We start from the raw sequence: 19,033 nt of genomic DNA, 5'->3' as shown, positions 1-19,033 counted from the left end.
TTATTTGCTCGCTTTTCACGACTCAGCGCTAAGATCCGATTCGATATAAGCGCTACGCTTGTGGTTCTTCATCTCTGAAAACAACCAAACGCTTCGGTGCAACTCGGCCATCTTCAGCAATCTGAGCTACGCCGACAAACAGCTTCTCTTCGCCACTTGTCATACGAACCGTGCCTTCAGTTGGCGCACCAGCAACCTGAACTGGCATACCGTGCTGAACTAGGTCAGTCAGTTCCGCGTTCAGGTTTACTTCTGGTAAGTCTTCAACGGCAGTGTCCATTGGCATCAGCAGAGGATCAAGCAGCTCTTTCGGGGCAATTTCTTGCGCCTGTGCTTGCTCTAGGATCTCATTTAACTGCTCCAAAGTCACCATACGCTCGTATGGGTACTTCGCGACACCTGTACGACGAAGCATAGTCACGTGAGCACCACAACCTAGCATCTCACCAAGATCGTCGGTAATTGTGCGGATGTATGTGCCTTTCGAACAATGCACTTCCATTTCAACTTCATCGCCTTCAAAGCGAAGCAGTTCAATAGAGTACACGGTGATCTTACGAGACTCACGAGGAACCTCGATACCTGCACGTGCGTATTCGTACAAAGGCTTACCTTGATACTTCAATGCAGAAAACATTGATGGTATCTGATCGGTTTCACCCTTGAAGCTCGCAATGCAACGCTCAAGCTGTTCTTGAGTCACGTTAACATCACGTGTCTCTACCACTTCACCATCAGAGTCAGAGGTATTGGTACGCTCACCAAGCTTAGCGATAACAACGTAGCGCTTATCAGAATCTAGAAGAAACTGAGAGAACTTCGTCGCTTCACCAAGACAAATTGGCAGCATGCCAGTCGCAAGAGGATCCAGAGCACCGGTGTGCCCTGCCTTCTCTGCAAAGTAAATACGCTTTACTTTTTGCAGTGCATCATTAGACGAAATGCCAGTCGGCTTATCTAATAGAATTACCCCGTTGATAGGGCGACCTTTACGACGGCGAGCCATTACTCTTCGCCCTTAGACTGAGTTTCGTCAGTGCGGCCAGCTTCTTCTTGCTTACGTTTGTCGTCGTTCAGAACTTCACTTACTAGGTTAGACATACGCATGCCTTCTACTAGTGTGTTGTCGTAAGTAAAACGAACTTCAGGCGTTAGACGGTGGCGAATACGCTTACCAAGAGCCATACGAACTGGCACTTCATGCTCTTTAAGAGCTTTAAGGCATGATTCAGGAGTTTGCTCACCAACACACAGGAAAGTCACGAACACTTTTGCGTAAGCAAGGTCACGAGACACTTCTACGTCTGAGATAGTTACCATACCAATACGTGAGTCACGAACTTCACGTTGTAGGATAAGAGCAAGCTCTTTTTGAAGCTGCTGAGACACACGTTGTGTGCGGCTAAATTCTTTTGACATTTTCTTTTCTCACTTAGAAAGATGGGGGGCTTGGTAATTACCAGCCCCCCATGGTGTATTCAACAACCGATTACTTATTACCTTTACTAGTAATGTTAGTAACCTTAGTCAATATGTCGAGTCGTACAGACTGATTAGTCTAGAGTACGTTTAACCTCAACGATTTCGAATACTTCGATCTGGTCACCAACGCGAACGTCGTTGTAGTTCTTAACGCCGACACCACACTCGTAACCGTTCTTAACTTCTTGTACGTCATCTTTAAAGCGACGAAGTGACTCTAGTTCACCTTCGTAGATAACAACGTTTTCACGAAGTACACGGATTGGGTTGCTACGCTTAATCGTACCTTCAGTAACGATACAACCAGCGATTGCACCAAGTTTAGGCGACTTAAATACGTCACGAACTTGTGCAAGACCAATGATCTCTTGACGGAATTCAGGAGCAAGCATACCGCCCATCGCCTGTTTAACTTCGTCAATCAGTTGGTAAATGATTGAGTAGTAACGTAGATCTAGGTTTTCGTTCTGAACCGTGTTACGCGCAGTTGCGTCAGCACGAACGTTGAAACCAAGGATGATAGCGTTAGAAGCTGCAGCAAGAGTTGCATCAGTTTCAGTAATACCACCAACACCAGAACCTACGATGTTCACTTTAACTTCGTCAGTAGACAGTTTCAGTAGAGAGTCAGCAATCGCTTCTACAGAACCTTGAACGTCAGCTTTAAGTACAACGTTAAGCTCAGCAACTTCGCCAGCCGTCATGTTCGCGAACATGTTCTCTAGTTTCGCTTTTTGTTGGCGAGCTAGTTTAACATCACGGAATTTACCTTGACGGTAGTTCGCAACTTCACGTGCTTTACGCTCATCACGTACAACAGTCGCTTCGTCACCTGATGCAGGTACGCCAGAAAGACCTAGAATTTCTACAGGGATAGATGGACCTGCAGTTTCGATGTCTCTGCCGTTCTCATCGCGCATTGCACGAACACGGCCGTACTCTTGACCACAAAGAACGATGTCGCCTTTGTTTAGAGTACCAGACTGTACTAGTACTGTTGCAACTGGACCGCGACCTTTATCAAGACGAGATTCAACAACAACACCAGACGCCATGCCTTCTTTAACCGCTGTAAGCTCAAGAACTTCAGACTGAAGAAGGATTGCTTCTAGAAGACCATCGATGTTTGTACCCTGTTTAGCAGAGATGTGAACGAAGATGTTCTCACCGCCCCATTCTTCAGGGATAACGTCGTATTGAGCTAGCTCATTCTTAACGTTGTCTGGGTTTGCACCCTCTTTATCGATCTTGTTCACAGCAACAATCAGAGGAACGCCTGCCGCTTTCGCGTGCTGGATTGCTTCGATTGTTTGTGGCATTACGCCATCGTCTGCTGCAACTACAAGTACAACGATATCTGTCGCTTGAGCACCACGAGCACGCATAGCTGTAAACGCCGCGTGTCCAGGAGTATCAAGGAAAGTGATCATGCCGTTGTCAGTATCTACGTGGTAAGCACCAATGTGCTGCGTGATACCGCCAGCTTCGCCAGAAGCAACGTGTGCTTTACGAATGTAATCAAGTGTTGAAGTTTTACCGTGGTCAACGTGACCCATGATAGTAACAACAGGAGCACGACCTTCAGCGATAGCATCGCTATCACGGTCAGCTAGTACTGCTTCTTCAAGTTCGTTTTCTTTACGTAGGATTACCTTGTGACCCATTTCTTCAGCAACAAGTTGTGCTGTTTCTTGGTCGATCACTTGGTTGATAGTCGCCATAGCGCCCATCTTCATCATTACTTTGATAACTTCAGTTGCTTTAACTGACATTTTGCTAGCCAGTTCAGAAACAACGATAGTTTCGCCGATAGCAACGTCAGATTTAGCAACAGTTGCTGACTTATCGAAGCCTTGCTGCATTGAAGTTGGTTTAGCAAGCTTACCTTTACCGCCACGACCACGTTGGTTACGACCACCACGGTTGTTTGCAGGTTGGTTAGCAGGAGCTGCTTTCTTCTTGCGACGACGAGGTGCTTTCTCATCTTTCTTATCTGCCGCATCTTCAGCTTCACGAGCGTAAGTAGAAGTCGTCACATGGTAATCCGCAGATTTCTCTTGCTCTTTCTTCTTCTTCTCTTCTTCAGACCAACGTTCTTGGTTCTCTTCTGCTAACTTACGAGCTTCTTCAACAAGCTTAGCTGCTTCAGCTTCTGCTTTACGAGTTGCTTCTAGCTCTTGACGAGCTTTAAGTTCATCCGCTTCTTTTTTCGCTTGTGCGTTAGCGTCTGCATTTTTTGAATTCATGTCTTTTTTAGCCTTTTCAGCTTGTGCGCGTTGAGCCTTCTCTTCAGCTTCACGTTTTGCATCCGCTTCACGTGTTACTTTTTCTTCGGCTTCGCGCTGTGCTTTCTCTGCAGCATCACGTTTCGCTTGCTCTTCAGCATCGCGTTGTGCTTTCTCTTCCGCTTCACGATTAGCTACTTCCTCAGCTTCACGTTTCGCTTCATCTTCAATAGTGCTGCGCTTCACGTAAGTACGCTTTTTACGTACCTCTACTTGAACATCCTTACTCTTACCGCCTCCAGCGGCAACACTTAGCGTGCTGCGGGTCTTGCGTTGAAGAGTTAAACGAGTCGGTTCTGTTTCGCCTGAAGTATCGCCGTGCTCCTTTTTAAGGTGCGTTAGCAATGTTTGCTTCTCTGAATCAGTCACTTGATCCGACCCTGCTTTCTTCATGCCTGCATCAGCAAGTTGTTCAATTAAGCGGTCAACTGGCGTACCAATCTCTTCACTCAGTGCTTTAACTGTTAATTGTGTCATACCGCTTTCTCTCCTTGCTGAATTATTCTTCGTCGCCGAACCAACAGATGTTACGCGCAGCCATAATTAGCTCGCCTGCACGTTCTGCAGTTAGGTCTTCGATGCCTTCTAGTTCATCAACGCCTTGGTCAGCTAGGTCTTCCAATGTCGCAACGCCTTTTGCTGCTAGCTTGTAAGCCATTTCACGCTCAAGACCTTCAAGTGCAAGTAAGTCTTCAGCAGGCTCAACACCGTCGAAAGTTTCTTCTTTCGCTAGCGCTAGAGTAGTCAGTGCGTCTTTTGCGCGGTTACGTAGTTCTTCAACGATACCTTCGTCTAGACCGTCTACTTCAAGAAGCTCGTTCACAGGAACGTATGCTACTTCTTCAAGCGTAGAGAAGCCTTCTTCAACAAGCATTTGAGCAAAGTCTTCTTCAATGTCTAGGTGCTTCATGAAGTTTTCAATAGAAGCAACTGCTTCTTCTTGGTGCTTCTTCTCAAGATCAGCAACAGTCATTACGTTCAGTTCCCAACCAGTCAGTTGAGAAGCTAGACGTACGTTTTGACCGCTACGGCCAATCGCTTGTGCTAGGTTATCCGCTTCAACAGCGATATCCATAGAGTGTGCGTCTTCATCAACGATGATTGAAGCAACATCAGCAGGAGCCATTGCGTTGATTACGAATTGAGCCGGGTTATCATCCCAAAGAACGATATCAATACGCTCACCACCAAGATCGTTAGAAACAGCTTGTACACGTGCGCCACGCATACCAACACACGCACCAACTGGGTCAATACGTTTGTCGTTTGTTTTCACAGCGATTTTAGCACGAGAACCAGCGTCACGTGCAGCACCTTTAAGTTCAATTAGCTCTTCACCAATCTCAGGCACTTCAACACGGAATAGTTCAGCTAGCATTTCTGGCTTCGAACGAGTAACGAAAAGCTGGAAACCACGAGCTTCTGGTTTAACTGCGTAAAGAAGACCACGAACACGGTCACCTGGACGGAAGTTTTCACGAGGAAGTTGGTCATCACGAAGGATTACCGCTTCAGCGTTGTTACCTAGGTCTAGGATAATAGTGTCACGGTTAACTTTCTTAACTGCGCCAGTTACTAGCTCGCCTTCGTTATCGATGAACTGCTCAACGATTTGAGCGCGTTCAGCTTCACGTACTTTCTGTACGATAACTTGCTTAGCCGTTTGAGTCGTAATACGGTCAAACGTTACTGATTCGATATCATCTTCAATGAAACCGCCAAGTTCGATCTCTGGGTCATCGTACTTTGCAGCTTCAATAGAGATTTCTTTTGTTGGGAATTCAACTTCCTCAACAGCTTCCCAACGACGGAAAGTTTCGAAATCACCCGTTTTACGGTCAATTTCAACACGAACTTCGATTTCTAGTTCGCTTTTCTTTTTTGTTGCCGTTGCAAGCGCGATTTCAAGCGCTTCAAAAATACGCTCACGAGGAACTGCTTTCTCATTTGAAACAGCTTCTACTACCGCCAAAATTTCTTTGTTCATTAATCTAGCCTCTTAAGCTCTTCTCTCTAGGAGAACTAAAATTTAGGGATCAGGTTAGCTTTCGCAATATTGCTCAGGACGAATTCTTCTTCTTGTCCTTCAACCAATACTTTCACTGTCTCGCCTTCGATAGATTGGATATCACCTTTCCATTTACGACGGTTGCCGACAGCCATTTTCAAAACGATGCTTACCTCGTGACCAATAAATTGTTGGTAATGCTCTGCTTTGAACAGTGGTCTCTCTAAACCTGGTGAAGACACTTCAAGGTTATAAGCCACTGAAATTGGATCTTCAACGTCCATTACGGCACTTACTTGGTGACTAACTTCAGCGCAATCATCTACATTGATACCGTTTGGTGAATCGATGTAAATACGTAGCGTTGAGTGCTCACCAGCACGAATAAATTCTAATCCAACTAACTCATAACCTGATGCTGCTACTGGAGCGTCAAGCATTTCAGTAAGTTGTCTTTCTAAACCAGTCATTTAACCACTCCAGAAACAAAAAAAGGGCTCAAAGCCCAATTTAAATTCCAAGCAAACATTATCTAAATACATTTACAAATGCTTAGATAACAAAAAACCCCGTATAAGCCGGGGTTTTTGTTGCTGGACCCTTATATGTTAAGTGCCATCACATTCGATATCACACTTAACTCACAGTGAGGTTCACACTGTGCAAACTTGCTACCAATACAAGCTATATAATAGCATTGAAATTGGTTGCGGGAGCCGGATTTGAACCGACGACCTTCGGGTTATGAGCCCGACGAGCTACCAAACTGCTCCATCCCGCGTCCGACTTGCGAGCATTATACGCCCAACAAGATGTTTTACAAGTTTGTAAACATGGTGCCGAGAGAGGGACTCGAACCCTCACACCCTAAGGCACTAGCACCTCATGCTAGCGTGTCTACCAATTTCACCATCTCGGCATCAAATCTTTACAGATTATTGTGGAATTTCGTCGCCTTGCGCCGAAACTTCACTCACTGCATCATCAGCTTGTTGAATTACCTGACCTTGGGTCGGGTCAATCCATTGTGACTCAGTTTTATGTGTAGACATATTACCAAGCACTAAGCTAAGGATAAAAAATGTAGTTGCAAAAATTGCAGTCATTCGGGTAAGGAAATTTCCTGAGCCACCAGCACCAAACACAGTGTTTGAAGCGCCAGCACCGAAAGAGGCTCCCATATCTGCGCCTTTACCTTGTTGAATCAACACTAGGCCAATTACACCAAGCGCTGCCAACAGGTAAATCACAAGTAGAACTGTAAACATTTTTCCACCTATGTTCCTAATTGTTGAGCCAGCGCCGTTCAAAAAACTATTTTTAAGAACAAGGCTAGCGACCTCCTAACTGAAGGCCGAGCAATACTAGCGAATGCGACGATGGCTGACAAGGAGAATTTGCTAAAAAATAAGCCTTTACCAAGTGAATGGTCAAAAAAAGGTCAAAAGCGACACAAAACTCATTTACGTCTCTTTTGACCGTGATATAACTCAACCACTTCTAATCACAAGCGCTATTCGTTACGCCGGCTAAGTAAAAGGTTAAATTAGCAGTTTGCTTTTACTGCATCTGCAATCTTAAGCGCAGACGCTTGAACAAGCTCTGCATCTTCGCCTTCAACCATGACACGCAGTAGTGGCTCGGTACCAGACTTGCGTAATAGCACACGACCTTTCTCGCCAAGCTCTGCTTCTACTTCAACAACCGCTGCTTTTACCGCTTCGGCTTCCAATGGGTTTGAATCTCCGCTGAAACGAACGTTTTCTAGAACTTGAGGGTACAACGTCATGCCTTGAGACAGCTCATTCAGTGTCATTTCGCTATCAACAACTGAAGCCAACACTTGCAGAGCAGCAACGATAGCATCACCCGTCGTCACTTTATCCAGTAGGATAACGTGCCCCGAGTTTTCAGCACCGATCTTCCAGCCTTTAGCAAGAAGCTGCTCCATCACGTAACGGTCACCAACAGCAGCACGAACAAACGGAATACCTAACTGCTTAAGGCCGTTTTCCATACCAAGGTTGGTCATTAGTGTACCAACAACGCCGCCTTTCAACTCACCGCGACGCAGTGCATCACGAGCAATGATGTAAGCAATTTGGTCACCATCAATTTTGTTACCTAGCTCGTCAACCATGATGATACGGTCACCATCACCATCAAAGCCAAGACCTAGTGCCGCTTTCTCTTCAAGCACTTTTGCTTGCAGAGCACGTACATCCGTCGCACCTACTTCGTGGTTAATGTTAGTACCGTTTGGCTCAACACCAATCGCAATAACTTCTGCACCCAGCTCTTTAAATACAGCAGGAGCAATATGGTAAGTCGCACCATGTGCACAATCGACAACAATCTTCATTCCTGCAAGCGTCATATGATTTGGGAATGTGCTCTTACAGAATTCAATGTAACGGCCAGCCGCATCGTTCAAACGTACCGCTTTACCAAGTTCGAATGAGTCAACACATTCGATGTCTTTATCCAATTCAGCTTCAATCGCCAACTCGATATCGTCCGGCAGTTTTGTTCCCTCAGAAGAGAAGAACTTGATACCGTTATCGTAGTAAGGGTTGTGCGATGCAGAGATAACAATACCCGCTTCAGCGCGGAAGGTTTGAGTTAGGTAAGCAACAGCAGGTGTTGGCATTGGGCCAGTAAACGTAGCCTGAAGACCAGCAGCAGCAAGGCCAGCTTCTAGCGCAGACTCCAACATGTAGCCAGAGATACGAGTATCTTTACCAATGATGACTTTCTTTGTGCCTTGCTTCGCAAGAACACGACCCGCAGCCCAGCCAAGCTTCAGAACAAAATCAGGTGTAATCGGGTACTGGCCAACTTTGCCACGTACACCATCTGTGCCGAAGTAACGTCTCTTATCAGACATATTGATTTTCCTTAATTATGATTAGTGATTGTTATTCATCACTTCGATTATCTTCATCGCTTCCAATGTATCTTCAACATCGTGAACGCGAATAATTTGTGCACCTTTGATTGCAGCGATGGTAGCGCAAGTGACGCTAGCGACCATGCAATCTGCTGGAGCTTTGTCTAGTAGCTTAAAGATCATCGATTTTCTCGACATCCCCGCTAAGACGGGCAACCCAAGCGTGTGAAATTTTTCAAGGTGCGCTAATAGGTGGTAATTATGCTCAATGGTTTTACCAAAGCCAAAACCAGGATCCAGAATCAGCTGCTCTTTTGATATGCCAACAGCCTCACAAGCCTCCACCCTTTCTTTTAAGAACGCTTCAACATCCGTTAGGACATCATCGTAATTTGGGTTGGCTTGCATGGTTCTTGGCTGACCTTTCATGTGCATCAGGCAAACTGGCACATTAGCATCGGCGGCCGCATCTAGAGCTCCGGGCTCTTGCAGTGCGCGCACATCATTGATCAAATCAGCCCCCGCTTCAACGGCTTGGCGCATCACTTCAGCTTTACTGGTATCAATAGAGATCCACACATCAAACTTGGCGCGAATTGCTTTAATGGCAGGAATAACGCGAGCGAGCTCTTCTTCTAAAGATACGTCAGGTGCTCCCGGACGAGTTGACTCACCACCAATGTCAATAATGCTAACACCAGCTTGAATCATTCGCTCTGCTTGCAGTAAAGCATTATCTAATGAATTGAATTTTCCTCCATCAGAGAAAGAGTCAGGCGTGACATTGAGGATACCCATCACATGCGGGCGGTCTAAAACGAGCGTTTTATTATGTGCTTTTAATATCATGGAAGGCGGGTCTTAAAGGTAAAAACATCTTAGGCTAGAAACAGAAAAACCCTGAGTGTACTCAGGGTTTTAATTTAAAGCTTAGCAATTAAGAATCTTTGTTTTGAGCATCATCTGTTTCAGATTTAACTTCTTCAACTTTCGACTCTTCAGCTTTTGGTTCGGCTGTTGCTTCTTCTGATTTCGCTTCAGGTTTAGCTTCTTCCTTTGTAGGTTCTGCTTTCGCCTGATCACCCCAACCAGCTGGCTCACGAATGTCGTCTTTACGTTCCATCAAGTCATCAATCTGACCTGCATCAATCGTTTCAAACTTCATTAGCGCGTCTTTCATCGAGTGCATGATATCCATGTTCTCTTCAAGAATTTGCTTCGCACGAGCATAGTTGCGGTCGATTAGAATACGAATTTCTTCATCGATCAGCTTAGTCGTATCGTCAGAAACATGTTTCGCTTGGCTCATACCGCGACCTAGGAAAACTTCGCCTTCTTCTTCAGCATATAGAAGAGGACCCAGTTTTTCAGAGAAGCCCCACTGCGTTACCATCTTACGAGCAATATCAGTTGCACGTTCGATATCGTTAGACGCACCAGTCGAAACTTTGTCTTTACCGTAGATAAGTTCTTCAGCAAGACGACCACCGTACAAGCTAGAGATCATTGATTCTAGATGTTGGCGAGACATGCTTACGCGATCTTGCTCTGGAAGGTACATAGTTACACCAAGCGCACGACCACGTGGAATGATTGACACCTTGTACACTGGATCGTGTTCAGGCACCAAACGACCAACAATTGCGTGACCCGCTTCGTGGTAAGCCGTTGACTCTTTCACTTCTTCAGACATAACCATTGAACGGCGCTCTGCACCCATCATAATTTTGTCTTTCGCAAGTTCAAACTCAACCATAGATACGTTGCGCTTGTTACCACGAGCAGCAAATAGCGCCGCTTCGTTCACAAGGTTCGCAAGATCTGCACCAGAGAAGCCTGGAGTACCACGAGCAATCAGAGATGGTTCAACATCACCAGATAGTGGAACTTTACGCATGTGTACTTTAAGAATCTGTTCACGACCACGTACATCCGGTAGACCAACCACAACTTGACGGTCAAAACGACCAGGACGAAGTAATGCAGGGTCTAGTACGTCTGGACGGTTAGTCGCAGCGATAACGATAATACCTTCGTTACCTTCGAAACCATCCATCTCAACCAGCATCTGGTTCAGTGTTTGTTCACGTTCATCGTGACCACCACCAACACCAGCGCCACGTTGACGACCTACAGCATCGATTTCATCGATAAAGATGATACAAGGTGCCGCTTTCTTCGCTTGTTCGAACATGTCACGTACACGAGACGCACCAACACCAACAAACATTTCAACGAAGTCAGAACCAGAGATAGTAAAGAACGGTACTTTCGCTTCACCGGCAATCGCTTTTGCAAGCAATGTTTTACCCGTACCAGGAGGACCAACCAACAGGATACCTGTCGGGATCTTACCACCTAGCTTTTGGAAGCGACTTGGGTCACGAAGGTAATCCACAAGCTCTTTCACGTCTTCTTTTGCTTCGTCACAACCAGCAACATCAGCAAACATCGTTTTGATTTGTTCTTCGCTCATCATTCGAGCTTTACTCTTACCGAAAGACATCGCGCCTTTACCGCCGCCGCCGCCTTGCATTTGACGCATGAAGAAAATCCATACACCAATCAGTAAGATCATTGGGAACCATGAGATGAAGATAGTGCCAAGCAGGCTCTGCTCTTCAGGTGGTGTACCCTGAACTTTTACGTTTTGATTAATTAAGTCATCAAGTAGCTTTTGATCATAAACAGGCATGTAAGTTACATACTTAGAACCACCACCACGACGTGTGAAAGTGATTTCGCTGTTATTGAACTGTGCGTCTTGAATCTGGCCTTGGCCAACTTCCTGTACAAACGTGGTGTAATCTACTGCTCTGCCGTTACTTTCCCCAGGGCCGAAGCTCTGGAATACCGACATCAACACTACCGCGATAACAAGCCACAGAATTAAATTTTTTGCCATGTCACTCAAGGTGTAAGCCTCTCGATAACTAATTGTAATTAAAGGTAGGGTACTACAGTTTGTAACCTGTAGCCATGTTGTTAACTCTCACTCTTGGAAGAGAATCGTTAACCTTTGTAACCAGTGGCTACGATAAACACTTCACGAGATCGAGCTCGAGAAGAGTCGGGTTTTCTAACTTTTACTGTTTTAAACATCTCGCGGACGTCCTTAACGTATTGGTCAAACCCTTCGCCTTGGAATACTTTTACAACAAAACTACCATTGGTAGCTAGAACTTGTCGACACATATCCAAAGCTAATTCAACTAAATACATAGCTCTTGGCTGATCCACAGAATTGTTGCCGGCTATATTAGGTGCCATATCTGACATCACGACATCAACCATGTTTGGTTGTATACGTTCCAACAAGGCATCTAGCACAGCTTCTTCGCGGAAATCGCCTTGTAAAAAGCTAACACCAGCAATCGGATCCATTGGTAACAAGTCACACGCAATGATTTGTCCGTTGTCTCCAACAATCTTAGCAGCATATTGAGACCAACCGCCAGGTGCTGCACCCAAATCCACAATGGTCATCCCAGGAGACAGCAATTTATCTTTCGTTTGAATCTCTTCCATTTTGAAATAAGCACGTGAACGATAGCCTTTCTTTCTTGCTTCATTTGCGTACTTGTCGTCGAAGTGTTCCTTCAACCAACGGCCTGAACTGGCCGAGTGTTTCTGTTTGCTCATTGGATACCTAAATTGGAGGAAAGTACTAATTGCTGAATAAATTATAGTCTTCAGCTTTAGATGGCGTTAAAATAGGTTTTTTCAACCCTAATAGTAAAGAAAATTGGCCGCGTAATGAACCTAAGTACCAAACAAAAGCAGCATCTAAAGGGCCTAGCTCACAGTTTAAAACCTGTTGTGCTAATGGGCGCAAATGGACTTACTGAAGCTGTTCTAGCGGAAATCGAATTAGCTCTAGACCACCACGAACTGATCAAGATTAAAGTTGCATCAGAAGACCGTGAGACTAAGCAACTGATTATCGATGCAATTGTACGTGAAACTAAAGCTGAGAAAGTACAGACTATCGGTAAAGTTCTAGTACTGTTCCGTCAGTCAGAAGCACGTAAAATCGAGATTCCACGTAAATAAGCGAGCTTAATATAAGCTAACTTCACTAATAGGAAGCCACAGCGCTTATCTTTTAGTGTAGCGTGAGAAACGAAAAAGGTCGCATTTAGCGACCTTTTTACTTATCAGAAACAAAGAAAATTCAATTAGATATATTCTACTTTGTCGATTTCGAAGTCTTTGTCACCACCAGGGGTAGAGATCATGACTTCGTCGCCTTCCATTTTACCGATAAGACCGCGAGCAATTGGCGATTTCACAGAAATGCGACCCGTTTTGATGTCTGCTTCGTCTTCTGAAACGATTTGGTAGCGGAACTCATCATCGGTATCCACATCAATCAGTGTCACTGTCGTACCAAAGATAATCTTGCCCGTATTATCCATTTGCGTTACATCGATGATCTGAGCCAGTGATAGCTTATATTCAATATCACGGATCTGAGCTTCACAAATACCCTGCTCTTCACGAGCGGCGTGGTATTCAGCATTCTCTTTCAGGTCACCTAGTTCACGTGCTTCACCAATAGCTGCTGAGATAACAGGGCGTAGCTTAAGTAGGCGATCTAATTCGTCACGTAGCTGCTGAGCGCCACGTACTGTCATTGGAACCTTTTCCATTTTTTACCTCTATGCCAAAGCTTTCTTTGGCCAACATAAATACACCCAACGCATTTATTGGGTGATAGAAACAAAACGATTTGGCTTAGTGTAAACAAACTTTATGGCTAAATCACCTTTATTCCACTTTGCGTTATAAAAGCTTTATCTAGGTCTAAATTACAGACATCACAAAAATGAATAATAACTCTCCCATCAATAAGTAGAGAGTCAAATACCTAAAAAAACAAAAAACAAACAAAATAAACACAGATCACACTTTTATAAAAATTAATTTAAAACAACCACTTAAACAACAAGAGATATAATAAAACAGTGTTCATTTTTTAGTTTTATATCATTTTACTAACTGACTATGGAACTTTAGAGGTAAAAAGTAACCCATGGATTGCACTGGCATTTTTCAGACTTCTGTTCTAATCATGATTATGAAGCCTGATTAATACAGGCAATACACAAAAGGGTTCAAATCCTTGATAAAACTTCTATGGACAGTAATTAGGAAATAATAACATGAACAAGACTATGATCGCGCTTGCTGTATCTGCTGCAGCTCTTGCTACTAACGCAGTGGCAGCGGACGGTAAACAAGCTGGTGGTATTGACGGTACTTCTGTATACAGCTCAAACGGCACTTCTCTAGAGATCGGTGGTCGTGCGGAAGCTCGTCTATCAGTTAAAGATGGCAAAGCACAAGACAACTCTCGTGTACGTCTTAACTTCCTAGGTAAAGTTGAAATCCAAGACGGCCTATACGGTGTTGGTTTTTACGAAGGTGAGTTCACAACTTCTGACTACGATGCAAACGGCAACAATGTTAGCGGCGACAACACTATCGACAACCGTTACACATACGCAGGTATCGGCGGTGACTTCGGTGAAGTAACTTACGGTAAAAACGATGGTGCGCTAGGCGTTATCACAGACTTTACTGATATCATGTCTTACCACGGTAACTCTGCTGCATACAAAATTGGTGTAGCTGACCGTACTGACAACATGGTTTCGTACAAAGGTCAATTCCAAGACCTAGGCGTTAAAGCAAGCTACCGTTTTGCGGATCGTACAGATTCAACAACTGACACTGGCTACGATGACAACAACGCAGATGGTTACTCTCTATCTGGTATCTACGCAATCGGCGACTCTGGCTTTAAGCTAGGTGCTGGTTACGCAGACCAAGCTGACCAAAACGAGTACATGCTAGCGGCATCTTTCCGCACTGAAGCTCTATACTTCGCTGGTACATTCACTGACGGTGAACTGTCAAAAGACAACGGCGACTACACAGGTTACGAATTCGCAACAGCATACACGCTAGATAAAGCGGCATTCACGCTAACGTACAACAACGCAGAAACAGATGGTGATACATCTGCAGACAACGTTGCTGTAGATGCAACGTACTACTTTAAGCCAAACTTCCGTACTTACATCTCGTACAACTTCAACCTTATCTCTGAAGGCGACAAGTTCGGTACAGCTGATACTCTAGTTAACCGCGGCGCTACTAAAGCACAAGCTGAAGACGAACTAGCTATCGGTCTACGTTACGACTTCTAATTCTGATTACCTAATTGATTAATTAGTTAATTGAGAATCAAAACGCCCGCTATCTAGCGGGCGTTTTTTATATCTGTATACTGAAAACATCAGCCATCCAAGAAATCTTCTATGCGCCTTCTATCCACACTACTTGTATGTAGTTTTTCCATTAGCGCTTTCTCAGTTAACGCTTTCGCTTACCCCCCTCTAGATAAACTGCCTGATGGCAGTAGCACCAGTGTGATTTTGGAATCCCTGAAAGGCGATTCAAACAAAATGAATTCCAACAGTGATGGCTTCTATCCCCCCGCTAGTACTTTAAAGCTGGTGACAGCGTTGGCGGCTAAGTTGGAGTTAGGGGATGACTTTCACTACACGACCAGCATTGTTCGTTCTGGTAATGACTCAATCATTTTATTTAGTGGCGACCCAACGCTGCAACGAGAACAGCTTAAAAGCCTTTTAGCTCAATACGCTAAGTCTCAATCCAGAACTATCAAAGGCAACTTATACCTAGATAACTCGACTTTTACGGGCTATCAGCGAGCCGTTGGTTGGCCTTGGGACATTCTAGGCGTTTGTTACAGCGCGCCTTCTAGTGCAATGACCTTGGACAGCAACTGCGCACAAGCCTCTATTTATACAAAAGATAATGGCAGCACTCGCGTTTATATTCCCGCTCACTATCCGATAGACGTGACGACCACCGCAACCACGGTAACTCGCTCTGGGCAGAAGGCAACACAATGCGACTTGGAACTCATCACCACACCAGATAACGCTTATAAGCTCTCTGGCTGCTTAGTTGAGCGCAAAAAACCACTGCCACTCAAGTTCGCGATTCAAAACCCAGAACTTTACACCTATCAAGTCGTTACATCGCTTCTCAAAGAACTGAAAATAGAAGTAAAAGGTGATGTGATTATTGGTAAAAAAGCGAAAGCAGACAAAACCACGTTAGTCGCTAGTCACAACTCAGAAAAGCTTCCTGAACTGCTCGATATCATGCTCAAGAAGTCGGATAACCTTATCGCAGATAATCTAACTAAAACGCTAGGAGCGACATTTTATGTTCAACCGGGTAGCTTCAATAACGGCACTGAAGCGATAAAGCAGATATTGCTGACTAAGGCAAACATCGACCTCAGCAAGGCGCAGCTCGTCGACGGTTCAGGGCTATCCAGAAATAACCGAATGAGGTCGCAGACCATGGCTCAAGTGCTTCGTTATATCTGGGAAAACGATCAACAGCTCAACCTGATTGAGGCTATGCCTACATCTGGTATAAATGGAACGCTTAAGTACCGTCAGAGCATGAGAAAAGCACCGATTCAAGGCAACATTATCGCCAAGAGTGGTTCTCTATACGGCAGTTACAACATGGCGGGATATGGATTAGATAAGGCGGGGAAAACAAACTCTCTGTTTGTGCAATTTGTCCGTGATTACTTCCCTGAAGAACAAGATCCAGACAAACCAGTAGAAGCACCTATCACCCAGTTTGAGCGTGCTTTCTACAAAGATGTGGTCGAGTTCAGTCAAACACAAAGCAAATCTAAGTAATGCTTAGCTCTGTGTAAACTTCTACTTTAATAACAAAAATGGCGCTGAAGACCTTCAATCTTCAGCGCCATTTTTATTTCTCAGATGTATTTAGCTATTTTTATCAGCTTTTAAGCGATTCCTAGAAATGAATTCACAACAGTGAAGTAGATCCACATGCCTGAGGTATCCACTATCGATGCAAGTACTGGGCTCACTAACACCGCTGGATCAAGCTTAAATAGCCTAGCGACTATCGGTAACCCGCCGCCGAGTACAGTTGATATGGTCACCTGAATAAACAGCGCTACCGCAATCGCTAACGCAATCATGTTGATGTCATAACCACCTGTCGATTGGTTTTCACTGAATAGCAGAATACGCCCAATCATCACTACGGCAATCGCTAGAGCTAAACAAATAGCAACTCTAAACTCTTTCCACAGAACGTTAGCCCATTGGCGTTTTTTCAACTCACCTGTGGCTAAGGCTCGGATCACCAAAGTCGCGGCTTGTGTTCCGGTGTTACCACCAGCAGCAGCAATTACCGGCATGTAGATTGCCAAAAGTACCAACTGACTGAGAATGTCTTCATACTGAGCAATGATAAGCCCTGAGACGATTCCCAATAGTGCTAACGCAATAATCCAACCGATACGCTGCCTAACATGGCTCATGACTCCAGTAGAAAGATAACCCTGCTGAGGTTCTACCTCTGAGTAAATCAGCCCTAGTTGGTGAGCTAGATGTCGAGAGCGCTTCTCAAAGCCCTGCTCTTCTAGCTCACTAAGTAAAGTCTGAATCGTACTCAAAGAGCATTGTCCCAGCACTAGCACCGCATCTTCGAGCGGCATTCGGTTCAAAAGGTTAATTTGTTGTTCACGTCCGTACTGTTGAAATGCATTCGATACAGCTTGGATGTCTTGCTCTGAGTACAGAGCTTCAATAGATAAAAAAGTGTTGTTCATTACCGTCATGGCGAATCTCCCGATTGGCAAAGGTAACGACCATCAAAACAAATAGCCTATAGCTAATACACCAAGAGCGTACAGCTAAGCGCACCAAGAGCTGAAAGCTACTGATGTGTCTACTTGTTAGAATCTAGTGTGTGGAAAAGAATACGGGGGAAAACAAAGATACCCTACCTGAACGGCAGGACAATAGATCAATACCGAGACAGGTTATTCTTCTCCATTCAAACTAGGAGGATGGTCGGTATTGTTCATAAAAATCTCCAGAATTACTGTCAATTTGACAGCGCGCATAGTGTAGCAATAGGCGTTTCAAAGTTTCGTCAACTTTCGGTCAATAAAAAAGGCATCCGTGGATGCCTTTGGTTCAATTATTGATGTGCATTATTACTTAATAGTAATACGAGCAAACTTACGCTTACCTACTTGGTAAACGGCAGTACCTGCTTGAGGTACGAATTTGCTGTCTTCAATCTTCTCGCCTTCAAGCTTAGCCGCACCTTGCTTGATCATACGCATCGCATCAGAAGTCGAGTTTACAAGACCTGCTTCTTTTAGAACGTTCGCAATTGGCAGACCAGCTTCGAATTCAAATTCCGGCATTTCATCAGGAACTTGGTTCTTAGCAAAACGGTTAACGAACTCTTGCTCAGCGGCTTCAGCATCTGCTTCACTATGGAAACGAGCGATGATCTCTTTAGCAAGAAGTACTTTAACGTCACGCGGGTTCTTACCTGCATCAACGCCAGCTTTCAGTTCCGCAACTTCTTCAAGAGGACGGAAAGACAGTAGCTCGTAGTAGCTCCACATTAGATCGTCAGAGATAGACATGATCTTACCAAACATCTCGCTTGGTGCTTCGCTGATACCGATGTAGTTGTGCGCAGACTTAGACATCTTCTTAACGCCGTCTAGACCAACAAGTAGTGGCATCATCAGTACCGCTTGTGGTTTTTGACCTGCTGCTTTTTGCAGTTCACGCCCCATTAGAAGGTTAAACTTCTGGTCAGTACCGCCAAGCTCAACGTCGCTCTCTAGTGCAACAGAGTCGTGACCTTGTAGAAGTGGGTACATAAATTCGTGGATTGCGATCGGTTGACCACCAGCGTAACGCTTTTTGAAGTCATCACGCTCAAGCATACGAGCAACAGTTTGGTTAGAAGCAAGACGAATCATACCTTCAGCACCAAGCTCAGATAGCCATTCAGAGTTGAAACGAATTTGCGTTTTCGCAGGATCTAGAATCTTGAATACTTGCTCTTTGTAAGTTTCAGCATTCTTCAATACGTCTTCACGGCTTAGCGGTGGACGTGTTGAGTTTTTACCTGATGGGTCACCAACCATTGCAGTGAAATCACCGATAAGGAATGTCACTTCATGACCAAGCTCTTGGAAAGCACGAAGCTTGTTAAAGATAACCGTATGGCCTAGGTGGATATCTGGAGCTGTTGGATCGGCACCCAGCTTAATGCGTAAAGGACGACCTTCTTTTAGTTTTGCAATCAGTTCGTCTTCTGGAATCAGTTCTTCTACGCCACGTTTGATCTCGGCTAGTGCAGCTTCAATACTCGCCATTCTTGTTCACTCCCACAGATTTGGCAAAAATACATTAATTAGACATCTTACTTGAATAGCGATGTATTTTGAAACCAGTTACA

The 19,033-nt window shown here is 44.7% G+C and carries 16 protein-coding genes and 2 tRNA genes; 3 read left to right on the top strand and 15 right to left on the bottom strand.

The genetic code is table 11. The features are described from left to right. Positions 1 to 52: 52 nt before the first annotated feature. The 12 genes from truB to rlmE form a co-directional block, all read right to left on the bottom strand. Complete coding sequence (gene truB, locus OCV20_RS03095) at positions 53 to 1,006, bottom strand: tRNA pseudouridine(55) synthase TruB (RefSeq protein ID WP_017059233.1); 954 nt, start codon at positions 1,004 to 1,006, stop codon at positions 53 to 55. Beyond that, complete coding sequence (rbfA, locus tag OCV20_RS03090; protein ID WP_017065964.1) at positions 1,006 to 1,419, bottom strand: 30S ribosome-binding factor RbfA; 414 nt, start codon at positions 1,417 to 1,419, stop codon at positions 1,006 to 1,008. The genes truB and rbfA overlap by 1 nt, the downstream gene beginning before the upstream one ends. A 134-nt stretch (positions 1,420 to 1,553) precedes the next feature. Then, a complete protein-coding gene (gene infB, locus OCV20_RS03085) occupies positions 1,554 to 4,244 on the bottom strand; it encodes a translation initiation factor IF-2 (protein ID WP_048605664.1) in 2,691 nt (896 codons plus the stop codon). A 22-nt stretch (positions 4,245 to 4,266) separates the two neighbouring features. Beyond that, positions 4,267 to 5,754, bottom strand: coding sequence for a transcription termination factor NusA (nusA, locus tag OCV20_RS03080; protein WP_017059230.1), 1,488 nt, complete (start codon positions 5,752 to 5,754; stop codon positions 4,267 to 4,269). Positions 5,755 to 5,789: 35 nt separating this feature from the next. After that, on the bottom strand, positions 5,790 to 6,245 hold the full coding sequence (gene rimP, locus OCV20_RS03075) for a ribosome maturation factor RimP (protein WP_004738265.1): 456 nt from the start codon (positions 6,243 to 6,245) through the stop codon (positions 5,790 to 5,792). Between the two features lie 234 nt (positions 6,246 to 6,479). Further along, positions 6,480 to 6,556, bottom strand: a tRNA-Met gene (locus OCV20_RS03070). A 53-nt stretch (positions 6,557 to 6,609) separates the two neighbouring features. After that, positions 6,610 to 6,694, bottom strand: a tRNA-Leu gene (locus OCV20_RS03065). A gap of 16 nt (positions 6,695 to 6,710) precedes the next feature. Further along, on the bottom strand, positions 6,711 to 7,043 hold the full coding sequence (secG, locus tag OCV20_RS03060) for a preprotein translocase subunit SecG (protein ID WP_086775328.1): 333 nt from the start codon (positions 7,041 to 7,043) through the stop codon (positions 6,711 to 6,713). 278 nt (positions 7,044 to 7,321) lie between these two features. Continuing rightward, positions 7,322 to 8,662 carry a phosphoglucosamine mutase gene (glmM, locus tag OCV20_RS03055; RefSeq protein WP_048612306.1) on the bottom strand — a complete coding sequence of 447 codons (1,341 nt, stop codon included), beginning with the start codon at positions 8,660 to 8,662 and terminating at the stop codon, positions 7,322 to 7,324. A gap of 21 nt (positions 8,663 to 8,683) precedes the next feature. After that, positions 8,684 to 9,514 carry a dihydropteroate synthase gene (folP, locus tag OCV20_RS03050; protein ID WP_086775329.1) on the bottom strand — a complete coding sequence of 277 codons (831 nt, stop codon included), beginning with the start codon at positions 9,512 to 9,514 and terminating at the stop codon, positions 8,684 to 8,686. Positions 9,515 to 9,602: 88 nt separating this feature from the next. After that, positions 9,603 to 11,570 carry an ATP-dependent zinc metalloprotease FtsH gene (gene ftsH, locus OCV20_RS03045; protein ID WP_086775330.1) on the bottom strand — a complete coding sequence of 656 codons (1,968 nt, stop codon included), beginning with the start codon at positions 11,568 to 11,570 and terminating at the stop codon, positions 9,603 to 9,605. 107 nt (positions 11,571 to 11,677) lie between these two features. Further along, on the bottom strand, positions 11,678 to 12,307 hold the full coding sequence (rlmE, locus tag OCV20_RS03040; RefSeq protein ID WP_017059396.1) for a 23S rRNA (uridine(2552)-2'-O)-methyltransferase RlmE: 630 nt from the start codon (positions 12,305 to 12,307) through the stop codon (positions 11,678 to 11,680). Positions 12,308 to 12,421: 114 nt separating this feature from the next. On the opposite strand from rlmE, the gene yhbY reads away from it, so the two are divergent. Beyond that, positions 12,422 to 12,718, top strand: a complete 297-nt coding sequence (gene yhbY / locus OCV20_RS03035; protein WP_004738252.1) for a ribosome assembly RNA-binding protein YhbY — start codon at positions 12,422 to 12,424, stop codon at positions 12,716 to 12,718. A gap of 125 nt (positions 12,719 to 12,843) precedes the next feature. Here the strand turns inward: yhbY and greA are convergent, their stop codons facing one another. After that, a complete protein-coding gene (greA, locus tag OCV20_RS03030) occupies positions 12,844 to 13,317 on the bottom strand; it encodes a transcription elongation factor GreA (protein ID WP_017059397.1) in 474 nt (157 codons plus the stop codon). Between the two features lie 513 nt (positions 13,318 to 13,830). On the opposite strand from greA, the gene OCV20_RS03025 reads away from it, so the two are divergent. Beyond that, positions 13,831 to 14,880 (top strand): porin, encoded by a 1,050-nt coding sequence (locus tag OCV20_RS03025; protein WP_086775331.1) that lies wholly within the window; start codon positions 13,831 to 13,833, stop codon positions 14,878 to 14,880. 111 nt (positions 14,881 to 14,991) lie between these two features. Continuing rightward, a complete protein-coding gene (gene dacB, locus OCV20_RS03020) occupies positions 14,992 to 16,425 on the top strand; it encodes a serine-type D-Ala-D-Ala carboxypeptidase (RefSeq protein WP_086775332.1) in 1,434 nt (477 codons plus the stop codon). A 110-nt stretch (positions 16,426 to 16,535) separates the two neighbouring features. On the opposite strand, the gene OCV20_RS03015 is transcribed toward dacB, so the two are convergent. Next, entirely contained in the window at positions 16,536 to 17,381 is an 846-nt protein-coding gene (locus tag OCV20_RS03015) for a magnesium transporter (protein WP_086775333.1), read from the bottom strand. A gap of 381 nt (positions 17,382 to 17,762) precedes the next feature. Next, positions 17,763 to 18,950 carry a tyrosine--tRNA ligase gene (gene tyrS, locus OCV20_RS03010; protein WP_050647979.1) on the bottom strand — a complete coding sequence of 396 codons (1,188 nt, stop codon included), beginning with the start codon at positions 18,948 to 18,950 and terminating at the stop codon, positions 17,763 to 17,765. Between the last annotated feature and the right edge of the window lie 83 nt (positions 18,951 to 19,033).

The sequence above is a fragment of the Vibrio coralliirubri genome (assembly GCF_024347375.1).
Classification (GTDB): domain Bacteria; phylum Pseudomonadota; class Gammaproteobacteria; order Enterobacterales; family Vibrionaceae; genus Vibrio; species Vibrio coralliirubri.
This window is presented reverse-complemented; position numbering and strand designations above follow the sequence as displayed.

Excerpts from the sequence above, each read along its gene's own strand:
- glmM (WP_048612306.1), bottom strand. The coding sequence starts at position 8,662 with ATGTCTGATAAGAGACGTTACTTCGGCACAGATGGTGTACGTGGCAAA.
- folP (WP_086775329.1), bottom strand. The coding sequence starts at position 9,514 with ATGATATTAAAAGCACATAATAAAACGCTCGTTTTAGACCGCCCGCAT.
- truB (WP_017059233.1), bottom strand. The coding sequence starts at position 1,006 with ATGGCTCGCCGTCGTAAAGGTCGCCCTATCAACGGGGTAATTCTATTA.
- rbfA (WP_017065964.1), bottom strand. The coding sequence starts at position 1,419 with ATGTCAAAAGAATTTAGCCGCACACAACGTGTGTCTCAGCAGCTTCAA.
- greA (WP_017059397.1), bottom strand. The coding sequence starts at position 13,317 with ATGGAAAAGGTTCCAATGACAGTACGTGGCGCTCAGCAGCTACGTGAC.
- nusA (WP_017059230.1), bottom strand. The coding sequence starts at position 5,754 with ATGAACAAAGAAATTTTGGCGGTAGTAGAAGCTGTTTCAAATGAGAAA.
- rlmE (WP_017059396.1), bottom strand. The coding sequence starts at position 12,307 with ATGAGCAAACAGAAACACTCGGCCAGTTCAGGCCGTTGGTTGAAGGAA.
- ftsH (WP_086775330.1), bottom strand. The coding sequence starts at position 11,570 with ATGGCAAAAAATTTAATTCTGTGGCTTGTTATCGCGGTAGTGTTGATG.
- OCV20_RS03025 (WP_086775331.1), top strand. The coding sequence starts at position 13,831 with ATGAACAAGACTATGATCGCGCTTGCTGTATCTGCTGCAGCTCTTGCT.
- tyrS (WP_050647979.1), bottom strand. The coding sequence starts at position 18,950 with ATGGCGAGTATTGAAGCTGCACTAGCCGAGATCAAACGTGGCGTAGAA.
- OCV20_RS03015 (WP_086775333.1), bottom strand. The coding sequence starts at position 17,381 with ATGACGGTAATGAACAACACTTTTTTATCTATTGAAGCTCTGTACTCA.
- infB (WP_048605664.1), bottom strand. The coding sequence starts at position 4,244 with ATGACACAATTAACAGTTAAAGCACTGAGTGAAGAGATTGGTACGCCA.
- secG (WP_086775328.1), bottom strand. The coding sequence starts at position 7,043 with ATGTTTACAGTTCTACTTGTGATTTACCTGTTGGCAGCGCTTGGTGTA.
- yhbY (WP_004738252.1), top strand. The coding sequence starts at position 12,422 with ATGAACCTAAGTACCAAACAAAAGCAGCATCTAAAGGGCCTAGCTCAC.
- dacB (WP_086775332.1), top strand. The coding sequence starts at position 14,992 with ATGCGCCTTCTATCCACACTACTTGTATGTAGTTTTTCCATTAGCGCT.
- rimP (WP_004738265.1), bottom strand. The coding sequence starts at position 6,245 with ATGACTGGTTTAGAAAGACAACTTACTGAAATGCTTGACGCTCCAGTA.